The 11,985-nt window shown below is 63.4% G+C and carries 9 protein-coding genes; 4 read left to right on the forward strand and 5 right to left on the reverse strand.

Annotation, left to right across the window (positions count from 1 at the left end):
* The 5 genes from J0L98_RS14065 to J0L98_RS14085 form a co-directional block, all read right to left on the reverse strand.
* On the reverse strand, positions 1 to 661 hold a 661-nt coding region (locus tag J0L98_RS14065; RefSeq protein WP_296412401.1), incomplete at its 3' end, for a hypothetical protein.
* Positions 658 to 2,025 (reverse strand): hypothetical protein, encoded by a 1,368-nt coding sequence (locus tag J0L98_RS14070; RefSeq protein WP_296412402.1) that lies wholly within the window; start codon positions 2,023 to 2,025, stop codon positions 658 to 660. The genes J0L98_RS14070 and J0L98_RS14065, both read right to left, overlap by 4 nt.
* 150 nt (positions 2,026 to 2,175) lie before the next feature.
* Positions 2,176 to 3,441 carry a hypothetical protein gene (locus J0L98_RS14075; RefSeq protein WP_296412403.1) on the reverse strand — a complete coding sequence of 422 codons (1,266 nt, stop codon included), beginning with the start codon at positions 3,439 to 3,441 and terminating at the stop codon, positions 2,176 to 2,178.
* A complete protein-coding gene (locus tag J0L98_RS14080) occupies positions 3,438 to 4,016 on the reverse strand; it encodes a hypothetical protein (RefSeq protein ID WP_296412404.1) in 579 nt (192 codons plus the stop codon). The genes J0L98_RS14075 and J0L98_RS14080 overlap by 4 nt, the downstream gene beginning before the upstream one ends.
* A gap of 263 nt (positions 4,017 to 4,279) precedes the next feature.
* Positions 4,280 to 7,366, reverse strand: coding sequence for a hypothetical protein (locus tag J0L98_RS14085; protein WP_296412405.1), 3,087 nt, complete (start codon positions 7,364 to 7,366; stop codon positions 4,280 to 4,282).
* 159 nt (positions 7,367 to 7,525) lie between these two features.
* On the opposite strand from J0L98_RS14085, the gene J0L98_RS14090 reads away from it, so the two are divergent.
* The 4 genes from J0L98_RS14090 (at position 7,526) to J0L98_RS14105 (ending at position 11,974) form a co-directional block, all read left to right on the forward strand.
* Complete coding sequence (locus J0L98_RS14090) at positions 7,526 to 8,386, forward strand: tRNA nucleotidyltransferase (RefSeq protein WP_296412406.1); 861 nt, start codon at positions 7,526 to 7,528, stop codon at positions 8,384 to 8,386.
* Between the two features lie 166 nt (positions 8,387 to 8,552).
* Positions 8,553 to 8,945 (forward strand): VOC family protein, encoded by a 393-nt coding sequence (locus J0L98_RS14095; protein ID WP_296412407.1) that lies wholly within the window; start codon positions 8,553 to 8,555, stop codon positions 8,943 to 8,945.
* 259 nt (positions 8,946 to 9,204) lie between these two features.
* The gene (locus J0L98_RS14100; protein ID WP_296412408.1) at positions 9,205 to 11,178 is read left to right on the forward strand and encodes an AMP-binding protein; all 1,974 of its coding nucleotides are present in this window, start codon (positions 9,205 to 9,207) and stop codon (positions 11,176 to 11,178) included.
* A 13-nt stretch (positions 11,179 to 11,191) separates the two neighbouring features.
* A complete protein-coding gene (locus J0L98_RS14105; RefSeq protein ID WP_296412409.1) occupies positions 11,192 to 11,974 on the forward strand; it encodes an ABC transporter ATP-binding protein in 783 nt (260 codons plus the stop codon).
* Positions 11,975 to 11,985: the final 11 nt, after the last annotated feature.

Here is an 11,985-nt window from a genome sequence, read left to right on the forward strand (position 1 = left end):
GGCCATCATCGAACACGGCCATGCCGGTAGGGTTGATGATGACGTTCGGACGGCCGTCCGCCGGGAAAATCTCCGGGTGCAATTCGGTGATGGCCAGGCACTGTTGACCGGAGAGCGAGCCGCCCGCGCAGGCCGCGGGCTGGCCGTTGAGCAGCGGCGCCGTTTTTTGGATGAACCGATCGAAGCCATCCAATTGGGACAGGCCCACGCCATAGGTCGACATTTGCAGGTTGTTGGCCGAGTCCTGCTCATAGGCGCCGATCTTCTGCTCGTTGTATTGCTGGCTTGCCGGTTGTGTGCTCCGGAAGGCATATACGTAACCGGTGCCATCTATACGCTGAAGCAGTACGGCAAAGTCACCTGCTGCGCTGGTCTCCGATGAGACGGCGACAACCGTGAACGTGTTCTTGAAATCGGTGATCTGGCTGTCGGTAAAGCGTTGGTTGCCGATGCGGGCGGTGTCGTCTTCGGGGTGGGCGGGGTCCTGGAAGGAGTTGCCTTTTTGCAGGGTCGAATAAAGCTCTCTTTCGGAGAGGCCGGGCTTCAGCCCGTAAACTTCCGAAGCCATTTGTGCCAGCAACATGTCATAGCGGTATTGCACCAAGTCTGCAATCGACATGCTCGTCGCCTCGGTGGCACTATCGTTGACGGATGCAGTCATGGCCTGCTTGCTCCCACCTTGAAGGTGTTACGGGGTGCGAGCACTCGGTCAGTAAAATCCCCCATGCTGATGAGAGGGCGGCATTCCGCGGTGTTGTCCCCCCAGCCGCCTTTTTTTGCCCAGTACTTGGCCGAGGGGCGCCCGCTAAAGACGAAGGTACGGGCGTAAGCCATGACCTCGTTGCGGGCGAGATCGATGATGATGTACTCATTGCCGTAGATGCCCAGCGCCCGGTCCCCGGGGCTGGCTTCAAAGCCGCGCCACGTCACGCCATAGCGTGCCTGGAGTTGGCCGATCGGCTGAAAGAGCGGCTTATCGTTGCGCCAATAGGGCTTGGGCACCCGGTCGCCACTCTGCTGGTCCATATAGATATCCAGCTTGGGGTGGCGCATGGCCCGCATATAGGGCTGAGGGCTGTGTGCCGGCACCTCCCAGCGTGGAAACTCCACGTATTCATAGGCCGGCAGGAAGCTGAAGTCCTCCGGCTGCCACTGCGGCGGCGGGGCGCCGGGCACATAGGGCGTGGTCGATTGCGGCCAGCGTAGGGCGGGGATCAGCAAATCCCGCATCGCGTAAGACAAGGCCAGTGTTCGTGTGTACCAATCGGCCCCACGGTTTGCCGCCGGGGCGGTTGGGGGCCGGAAGGAAGCCACCCTGCTGGACGGGCCAATGCCGACCACATGCTCCAACAGGTGCGGCTCCAACTCCTCCCCTGCGCTGATAGCCACATGGGGGCGGACAAAGTAAATGCCCTCAACGTCTTTGGCGGTGTGCAGGATGGTTTCTTTGGCTTCGCCCGTGCACAGCCTAAAAAAATAGGCGATGGATTGGCGATGCAGATCCTTGTTGTCTGGGTCGAGCGGAGGTGGGTTGTAGATGCGGCCGTCGGGCAGATCGGGCAGGGTGGGGCGCGCAGCGGTGGGCCAGACTTCGGGTTCGTCGGGTTTGAGGCGGATATAACGCTCGCAATTGGTGTCGCCCGATATTCTGATGCTTTGAAAGTTGCCTTTGCCGGCAGGAAGCGGGAAGCGGGACATGCCGATCCATCCGTTGCTCATGCATTCAAGATACTTTGCCGGATCGTATTCCAGCCCAAATCGCTCAGGATGCGCGGGGTCAAAGGGCGGAAGTATGGAGGCCGACTGCTGGAGGCAAGCCCGAACGGCGGCTTCATTCACACCGTAGGGCAAATCATGGCAGCCACTTTCCAACATGGCACGGGTAAAACTGGTCAAGTTGGGGGGAGAGTTGTCGGGAGGGCGACGGCCCGAGAGGATGGGCGGCACCGTGCAGGCGGCGAGCAACAAGGTTGCCAGCCCCAAGAGGTTGACTCTGACTTGTCTGCTGATCAGTTGTTCGCTCATCGCTTTTTCTTTAACTCTTGTGATGCATTCGGGTTCTAGGGGAGCATGTCGCCAGCAACCTTCCTTGTCCGGTTCCCCGTGTATCTGGAATCTCTTCGGGATGGAGGACATTGCTTTGTCGCTTGGTGGTGGCGGCGGGCGCATCGCTCATTACCGGGTCTCTCCGCACAGGTTCATCACTTTGAGCGTCTTGTCACGTTCGGGGATATCGCTGGTGCGACTGATACGCCGGGGTTTCCAGGACACAAAGGCGAAGCGGCAGCCGTCCGGGGAGATTTGTCCGTGTTGGTCGGTTTCTTCGCCCTGGACCAGGGCGGTGACCGTGTTGTCTTGGGTCGGCAGCCATTGATAGAGTCCGGCTTCCGGAAAGCCTGAGCACTGGACAATGAAGCCCTCTCGGGTGGCTGTAATTCCGATGGAGCAGGAGTGCTGGGAATGGGACGACAGAATCGGCCACAAGGGGTTGGCACCCAGAATCGGCGGCATCAGGTGCGACGTGATGGAGCCATCGTCAGGGTTGAACAGTGTCACCGGGTTGATGCCCCACTGGTAACGATTAAGGAACGGGTGATAGCCACCATTGCCAGAAAAGTAAAAAAAACGATCTCCGAATGGGCGTCCCATTTCAAAGTCCAAGGGAACGGGCTTGGCGCCGACCTTGTAGTAAATATCCTGAGATTCCTTGAGCTTCTTCGGTGTGCTGGGGTAGGGGCCTATATCCACGTATCCGTGTTCTTCGAGCAAAGCAATGGTTGAACGGCCTTCAACTAATTGTCGTGGTGCATAGCCGTCAGGTTTTGGCTCGCAGGTGTATGGATGTCGTGCCGGATTCGATATTCTGCGCGTGTTTTGCGGTGTTGGAGCGGCTGCACCGAGGCCAATCTCTTCGACCTCGGAACCTATCACCCCTCGTCGCACATAGCCTCGCCACTCTTTGAATGGCTTTAGTTTTGTGAACTCTTCGCGCTGGTAGTTAATCCATTGAGTCTCGTGGGAAACGCAGACAAGTTCCCATCCCTCGTCCTTTTTCCGTCCTCTATTGTCTTGAAATACCTCGATTGAATTATCCCGGACATCCCATATAAGAATGCCAAACCGGCGAGACTGTGGATCTGCGTCATTGGGCGGGGTGCCGGGTGCGCTGCCATTGAAGATGAGGCGATGGTTGTCCATCCACCACACGGCATTCATGTGGGTGTACGCGCCGGAGTCGGTAACCGGCAAGGGGGTTTTGGGTACGCCGGCCAAGGCGGCAGTGGTCTGAGCGGCCTTCAGATTGAAAGCCAGGACTCTTGCCAGGATGCCGCTGGCGATATCCGGCGCTTCGCCGGCAACCGAAGTGCCGGCGTGTGGCAACAACATCGCCAATCCCAAGAGGCATGGCAGGTGTCGCCAGACGTTTGACGGTGTGTTCATGATGATTTCGGTTGGGGCGGCGCTGGCGTCCCTTGACTGGGGAGCTTCGAGACCTTGGTGTTCCTTGAGATTGCGTGATTATCCAAGATAATATGCGTTTTGAATAGCCTTGATGGGTCAAGACCAGAAGCGTGCCGTCTTGCGTTGTCAGGCGCTGGCGTGTGATTGAGGCTGGCGCTGCGTTCCGGGAAGAGCAGGTTGAGTGAAAAGCTGGCGCCCGTTTGGCGCTGAGCCGCCATGGCGGCAAATTCCGCGTCTGGCCGGGATTGCTCAATCTGCGGCACCGGCTTGCCCAAGGCGTCGGTCGTCCAGACACTGTTGCTGTCCCAGGTCTGGCCTTCGGGGCTGTTCTTGAAGCGGACAGCCCTTTCCCAGGCCTGAACAAAAGCGATGCCCTCTGGCGTATCGGGGTTGGGTGTGTTGGATAGACTTGCGGCGCTGTTGGGGTCGGCCAGGACTTGTCGATAAACATCCAAGGCTTCGCCGACCGTGTGGCCATCATCGAACACGGCCATGCCGGTAGGGTTGATGATGACGTTCGGACGGCCGTCCGCCGGGAAAATCTCCGGGTGCAATTCGGTGATGGCCAGGCACTGTTGACCGGAGAGCGAGCCGCCCGCCAGGCCGCGGGCTGGCCATTGAGCAGGGGGCTGATGCCCATAGCGCTCACGGCCGGCTTGTTGAGTGCTCTTGCCGGTAGCGTCCGGGAGGGGGGGTAGTATCTGTCTGCGATATCTCCGTGTGAGATCGCCGTGCCGGCCAGCAACGGGCGCAGGGGGCTGGCGCGGGAGGTGGGCAAGTGAGTCCAGGGCGCTCCAGCCTTGCTCGCCGGAGTGCCCTATTGTCCTTTTTTCTCCGCCTCCGCCTCCGCCTCCGCCGCATGCCGCGCCGCGATCTCGGCGCGGATGCGTTCGATCTCGCGGGCTTTGGCCTGGGGCGTTCCCCACTTGGGCAGTTCGTCGACGATGGGTTTGCGGCGGCTGGCGTTGAAGCGTTCGCGGGCCTCTTCGCGCACCCGTTCCATGGCCTCCTGGGCACGCTGGGCTTCTTCGGCGCGGGCGATAAGGGGGCGCTTGAGGAGGGGGCGGGCGTCGATGGCGATGCCGGCGGCCGCGGCGAGGCGGATGGCTGCGCCGAGGTTTTCGAGATGGGTGAATTCGGTGGCGAGGGGCAGGTTGAGGGCCTGGCACAGGGGCGTCCAGGCTTCGCTGCCGGCATCTTCCTTGTCCCTGCGGCGGACGGAGATCTGAGGATTGAGCTGGTACCAGCCGAGTTCCACGCGAACAAACAGGCGGCGGTTGTAGGCGTAGTCGCGGGCGGCTTCGTTGCGTGACAGGACGCTGCTGATGTGCTGGCGCTTGGCGCGCTCGGGGCGCAGCACGCTGGCCGGCAGATGCTGCCACGCGTCGAGGATGTCGGCGGTTTCGAAGGCGGCAAAGGGTTTGCGCTGGCGGGTATTGAAGCGGCTGCGGAACAGGGTCCACAGGGTCTGGAAGAGCAGGTATTCGCTGTGGTTGCGGTCGATGCGGACGAGGCGTTCGCCCACGTTCACGTCGAGGGTCGAAGGCGCAACCCGTTCGAAGATGGCGGCGAAGGGGCCGCGGGCGTAGGTGGGGTCGCGCAGGGCTTCGCGCAGGGCCCAGTGCCCGGCGTTCCAGCCGTGGTGGTCGGTGTTCTCCAGGTTGGCGCCCCGTTCGAGCAGGGCATCCACCAGGGCGATGTTGCCCGCGGCGGCGGCGGCCATCAGCGGGGTCTGGTTCATGGGCAGGCGATGCTCGATGCCGTGCTGGTCGCACTGGCGCAGGATGTCCTTGAAGTTGCGCTGGAAGTAGCCCATCCAGGTTTTGCGGCCGAGGGTGCTGCGTTGCTGGGCAAAGCCCTGGGCAGCACTGAAATCGGCGTCGCCCAGCAGGTGGCGGGCGAGTTCGGGCTCGTCGTGACAGGTGGCGTATTCGTAGAGGGTCTGCTTGTGCTTGTTGCCGGGGGCCTTGTCGTGGAAGGTCTTCTGCAGCAGTTCGCGCAGCCGGGCCTCGTCGGTCACCGGCCAGGGCACCGGGCTCTGGCGCAGGATGTCGCGGCGGATGGCGTCGGCCTGCTCCTGCTTGCCCTGCAGTTCGAGCTTGCGGGCTTCCTTTTGCCAGTCTTCGAGGGATGACTTGGCCGCCTCCACCTTGGCGTTTGCACCCTGGGCCAGGTCGAGCAGAGCGAACAGGGGATGGGTGGTGTCGGACTCGACCAGGTAGAGATTGCGGGTGGCCCGGGTGAGGGCGACGTAGAGGGCGTTGACGAAGAACTTGTAGATCTCCAGCGACTTGTCTTCCTTGTCGCGGGCGCGGCGGTAGGCGAGGTCGTCGGTGGCGAGGTCGGCCTTGTTCACGCCTTCGACGATGTCGCTGAAGGCCTGGCGATTGTCGGAGATGAAGCGGTAGAGCACGATGTTGTCGTACTCCAGGCCCTTGGCCTCGTGAATGGAGAACAGCAGCGGCGTGGCGAAGCGCTGGCGGGCGGCGGCCTTGTCTTCGTCGCGCAGCACCAGTACGGCGAAGCGGGTGGAGCGGCGGCTGCTTGCGTCGAGTTCGCGCAGGGCCTTGTCCTGGTCGGCCAGCAGGGCCAGTTCGCCGGGTTCGCCGCCAACGGCGTCCACCAGGAAGTTGCTTTCCCGGTCGATGGAGCCGAAGCGCCGGTGCTTGATCTTGAGCAGGGTGTTGGCCACCCGGGTGGCCTGCTGGCTGTTGCGGAAGTTGGCGCTGAGAACGGCGAGTTCTTGTCGCCGGGCGAGTTCGGCGTCGCGCCAGAACAGGCTCTTGACCTGGCTCCAGGAGAAGAAGTTGGGGTGAACGATCTGGTTGGAGTCGCCGCACAGCAGGAAGTGGCCGGCCTTCTTCTGGGTGGCGAGCACCAGGGTAAGCTGCGCCGGGGTGAGATCCTGCACCTCGTCCACCACCACGAAATCGTAGCGTGGTGCGGCCAGGGGGCGCCAGGCCTGGGCCACCAGGTTGAGGTCATACAGCCCGGCCTCGTCAAGCCAGGCCCGGTATTTCTCGAACAGGTCGTACAGGCTGTCGCGGCTTGCCGCCGGGAAGATCGACTGGCGCACGCCCAGGGCCTGGTAGGCGGCCCGGTTCAGCACGCCGTCGGCCGAGGCGGCAATCACGCCGCGGATCTCCTCGAAGGCCTGGTGCGGGTCGATGCCGCGAAAGCCCTGGCGGATGCGCGCAAACCAGCCGGTGAAGTCGCGCCAGGTGGCCTCCCGCCCCGCTGGCACGCGGATCGATTCGATGAACTCCCGGTAGGACAGGAACACCGCGTCCTGGTCCCCGTGCTCGTAGCCATGGGCGTGGTAGAGGTCGCGGGCGGATTGGGCCAGGTAGGCGGAATGGGTGACGTAGAGCACTTCACCGGTGGCGTGTTTGAGCTTTTCGAGGGTGAGGGCGGTCTTGCCGCTGCCGGCGCTGCCCACCAGGATCAGCGGCGGGGGCTGGCGGTAGACGGCCTCCTGGGCATCGTCGAAGGACAGGGGCTTGTCGAGCAGATGGACGGTGCTGCGTTCCGGATGGAGATAGCGTAGTGCGCAGCCCTGCCGCGCGGCGGAGGTGGCCTGCTCCGCATCGATGTCCTCGCCCGTGTCGATCTGCTCGGGGTCGATCCGCGCACCGCGCAGGAAGCGGGAGCTGTCGTAGCGGTGATGGGCGATCACCTCCAGCATCAGGGCGCAGACCTCATCCCCGTGGCGGATCAGCACGAACAGCAGCCGGTCGGCATCGTTCAGGCGTGCCCGGTAGCAGGGGCTGCCGTGGAGGCTGCCCTGGGCCAGCTTTTTCACCTGCGCTGCCTGAAAGTCCCCGCGGGCGATGGCAGTGCAAACCTTGCGATAGGCGGCGGCGACCCGATGGGTGTCGAGGCCCGTGTATTCGAGAATCTTCATTGGGGTGGAGGCGACGGGGGGAGCGGCCGATTATCCCCGAAACGGAGGGGGCGCCGGCTGCCGAATTGCCAAGGCGCGGACGCTGGGCTCATTCTTGCTTCACCCAGGGGATGCGCCCCTCTGCACGTAGCAAACCCCCCATTCCCGACGAGATCCGACATGAGTTCCACTCCGCTGCCTGCCGCCATCGGTGCGCTGATTCGCCCTCCGGCCCTCACCCTGCTGCAGATCGCCGTCGCGGCTTCCACGGGGCCGGATAGGGACGTGGATGCCGAAACCCTGGCCCTGATGGCGCGGCAGGTGGAGGAGGGCCTGCTTGATCCGCTGTCGCCCGCCGAGGCCTGGCCGGCGCTGGCGGAGGGGCTGATGGCGGCCGCGCCGTCACGGATGCTGCGGGTGTTGCGCGCCTGTGGTGCCCTGGGCCGGCTGTTGCCGGAGCTGGAGGCCCTGTTCGGGGTTCCCCAGAGCGCTGATGACCCGCCCAGCGTGGATCTGGGGGAGCACGTGCTGCGCTGTGTCGATGAGGCGGCCCGCCAGCAGGCGCCGTTGGCGGTGCGTTGCGCCTTGTTGCTGTGCCAGGTGGGCAAGGCGGACTCGCCGCCCGAGCATCTGCCCTTCCACTATCGCCACATGGAGCGCGGCCTGCCACGCATCCATGCCATTGCCGGGCGCTTGGGCCTGCCGGCCGATTGCGTTGATCTGGCGGTTCTGGCGCTGCACGAGCTGGAGCGTGTGCATCGGGCCACCGAGATGCGCGCGGGTTCCTTGGTGGCCATGCTGGAGCGGGTCGATGCCTTTGCCCGTCCCGGGCGTTTCAATGATCTCCTGGCGGTGTGTGCCTGTGACTATCGCGCCTACCCCGGACGTGCGACCCGCAGCTACCCGAAGGCGGTGTTGCTCCAGCGGGCCGCGCAGGCCTGTGCCGGGCTTGGCGAGGCCGACATCGCCAGCGATGCCCTGCGGGAGGCCCGTGCCCTGGCGGTCGCCGAGGCCCTGGGCTCGGCCCGCTGGGGCGATTAGTTCCGCCACGGAATCTCGAGCCGTGTGGGTCAAGCTTCCGCACGGTTCTGCCGACCTCCGTGGGTCAGCTCGGTCTCCGCGCCGGGCACCGGGCTGCTGGCGGCGCGCGGCATAGCCGGATCCACGTCGGCATGTGGCATATTGCCCCCCTGATCAGGAGGTTTCCGTGTTTTCCCATGTCTTTGTCGGTGTCAGTGACTTCGAGCGGGCGTTGGCCTTCTACACTCCCTTGATGAAGGTGCTGGGCGTCGAGGCACGCTTCTGCGACAAGGCCAGGCCCTGGGCCGGATGGCAGTCCAGCCCGGGCCCGCGGCCGTTGTTCCTGATCGGCAAGCCCTACGATCAACAGGCACCGCAGCCGGGAAACGGGCACATGACGGCCTTCCTGGCCGACCGCCGTGAGGTGGTCGATCAGGCCTTCGCATCGGCCATGGCCCATGGTGGCCAGTCCGAGGGCGGGCCGGGCTTGAGGCCCGAATACCACGCCCATTACTACGGCGCCTATTTCCGAGATCCCGACGGCAACAAGCTCTGCGTGGTGTGCCACGGGCCTCCGTGAGCGCGATGCGCCAGGGCCCTTCAGCGACATCCTTCCTTCAGCGACCGGCCGTCAGGCCGGTTTGCACTTCCCGTGGGCCGGGTCGGCCGGTGTCCGGGGTGTTCACAATTCCGTACATTTGAAAAACAGTTGAGCAAACTTGGTTTGCAACACTGGGCTCCAGCAAAAAAGACAATCCGTCGCCACCTGCCGGGCTCCTTCGGAGAGGGGCGGTGCAGCGGCGGGGACGAGACCGAGACAAACCGGAGGAGGATGGGGTATGTCCAATACCCGAGCGACAGCCGCGGATGCCGTGGGCCTGGATACCTTTCCGCGCCTGTTGATGCACCATGCACGGCAGCGGCCCAACCGGCCGGCGATGCGCGAGAAGGAATACGGGATCTGGCAGACCTACACCTGGGCCGAAGTGGCCGAACGGGTGAGGTCGATTGCAAGCGGGTTGGCGGAGCTGGGCTTCAAGCGCGGCGACCGTCTGGCGGTGGTGGGTGACAACCGGCCGCGCCTGTACTGGTCGGTTGCCGCAGCCCAGTGTCTGGGTGGTATTCCGGTGATGATGTACCAGGATGCCGTGGCCCAGGAAATGGCCTACGTGATGCAGGATGCGGAGATCCGCTTTGCCTGTGTCGAAGACCAGGAACAGGTGGACAAGATGCTCGAAATCAAGGGAGACCTTCCCCTGCTCGAGCATGTTATCTACGACGACCCCCGCGGCCTGCGCCATTACAACCAGACTTTCCTGCACGGGCTGGACGAGCTGCTGGAGATGGGGCGCATCCACGACCAGAATCACCCCGACTTCCTGGGCAACGAGATCGACAAGGGCAGCCCCGACGACGTCTCGGTGATGTTGTATACCTCCGGCACCACCGGCAAGCCCAAGGGCGTGTGTCAAAGCCACGCGGCTTTCATCGCGGCGGCCCGGGGCGGTTGTAGCTTTGATTCCCTGACCGACCAGGAGGACATCCTTTCCTACCTGCCCATGGCGTGGGTGGGTGACCACCTGTTCTCCTATGCCCAGGCCCTGGTGGCCGGCTTCACCATCAACTGCCCGGAATCCGGCGAGACGGTGATGGGCGATCTGCGCGAGATCGGCCCCACCTATTACTTTGCCCCGCCGCGGGTTTTTGAAAACCTGCTGACCCAGGTGATGATCCGCATGGAGGACGCCAGCAGCATCAAGCGCAGTGTCTTCCAGCATTTCATGGACGTGGCGAAGCGCTGCGGCGCGGACATCCTCGACGGCAAGCCGGTTTCCGCTGGCGACCGCCTGCAGTACGCCCTGGGCAACATCCTGGTGTATGGCCCGCTGAAGAACGTGCTGGGCATGAGCCGCATCCGCGTGGCCTACACCGCGGGCGCGGCCATCGGCCCCGACCTGTTCCGCTTCTACCGTTCCATCGGCATCAACCTCAAGCAGCTCTACGGCCAGACCGAAACCTGCGCCTATGTGTGCCTGCAGCCGGACGGTCAGATCAAGCTGGATTCGGTCGGCACACCCGCGCCGAACGTGGAGGTCAAGCTGGCCGACAACGGCGAGATCCTGGTGCGCGGCCCCATGTTGTTGAAGGCCTACTACAAGCGCCCCGATGCCACCGCGGAGTCCATCAATGCCGACGGCTACTTCATGACCGGCGACGCGGGCTTCTTCGACGAGGACGGCCACCTGAAGATCATCGACCGGGCCAAGGACGTGGGCAAGCTCACAGGTGGCGGCATGTTTGCCCCGAACTACATCGAGAACAAGCTCAAGTTCTTCCAGCACATCAAGGAAGTGGTGTGTTTTGGCAATGGCAGGGATTTCGTCACCGCCTTCGTCAATATCGATTTGGAAGCCGTGGGCAACTGGGCCGAGCGCAAGGGCATGGCCTACGCCGGCTACACCGATCTGGCCTGCCAGCCTCAGGTGTACGAGTTGATCCGCGAGTGCGTCGAGAAGGTGAATGCCGATCTGGCCAGCGACGCCAACATGAGCGAGTCCCAGATCAAGCGTTTTCTGGTGCTGCACAAGGAGCTCGATGCCGACGATGGCGAACTGACCCGGACCCGCAAGGTGCGCCGCAACTTCGTGGCCGAGAAATACGAGGAGCTGATCGATGCGCTCTACAGCGGCAAGAAGGAACAGTTCATCGAAACCCAGGTGACCTACGAGGACGGCCGCACCAACAAGGTGTCTGCCACGCTTCGTATCGAGGACGCCAAGACTTTCCCGCCCCAGGCGCGGAAAGCGGCCTGAGACGGAGACCGACATGGCCAGACAGATTGGCGACGTGATCGTCGACCTCCAGAACATCTCCCTGCGCTTCGGTGGCGTGAAGGCGCTTACCGACATCAGCTTCAACGTCAAGGAGCACGAGATCCGCTCCATCATCGGCCCCAACGGCGCCGGCAAGAGCTCGATGCTCAACGTGATCAACGGGGTGTATCACCCCCAGGAAGGGCAGATCTTCTTCAAGGGCGCCCTGCGCAAGAAGATGGAGCCCCACGAGGCCGCGGAGCAGGGCATTGCCCGAACCTTCCAGAACATTGCCCTGTTCAAGGGCATGACCGTGCTCGACAACATCATGACCGGGCGCAACCTCAAGATGAAGTGCAACTTCCTGCAGCACGCCCTCTACTGGGGGGCCGCGCAGAAAGAGGAGATCGCACACCGCATCAAGGTGGAAGAGGTCATCGAATTCCTTGAGATCCAGGACATCCGCAAGACGCCGGTCGGGCGCCTGCCCTACGGCTTGCAGAAGCGGGTCGAGCTGGCCCGGGCGCTCGCCGCCGAGCCCCACATCCTGCTGCTGGACGAGCCGATGGCGGGCATGAACGTGGAGGAGAAGCAGGACATGTGTCGCTTCATCCTCGACGTGAATGACCACTACGGCACCACCATCGTGCTCATCGAGCACGACATGGGCGTGGTGATGGACATCTCCGACCGGGTCGTGGTGCTGGATTACGGCAAGAAGATCGGTGACGGCGAACCGGACGAGGTCAAGAACAACCCGGACGTCATCAAGGCCTACCTGGGCACGACGCATTAAGGCGGGGAGAA

Source organism: Zoogloea sp. (assembly GCF_017302315.1).
Taxonomy (GTDB): Bacteria; Pseudomonadota; Gammaproteobacteria; order Burkholderiales; family Rhodocyclaceae; genus Zoogloea.

Coding starts and splice junctions, on each gene's coding strand:
- J0L98_RS14070 (WP_296412402.1), bottom strand. CDS start 2,025: ATGAGCGAACAACTGATCAGCAGACAAGTCAGAGTCAACCTCTTGGGG.
- J0L98_RS14075 (WP_296412403.1), bottom strand. CDS start 3,441: ATGAACACACCGTCAAACGTCTGGCGACACCTGCCATGCCTCTTGGGA.
- J0L98_RS14085 (WP_296412405.1), bottom strand. CDS start 7,366: ATGAAGATTCTCGAATACACGGGCCTCGACACCCATCGGGTCGCCGCC.
- J0L98_RS14090 (WP_296412406.1), top strand. CDS start 7,526: ATGAGTTCCACTCCGCTGCCTGCCGCCATCGGTGCGCTGATTCGCCCT.
- J0L98_RS14100 (WP_296412408.1), top strand. CDS start 9,205: ATGTCCAATACCCGAGCGACAGCCGCGGATGCCGTGGGCCTGGATACC.
- J0L98_RS14105 (WP_296412409.1), top strand. CDS start 11,192: ATGGCCAGACAGATTGGCGACGTGATCGTCGACCTCCAGAACATCTCC.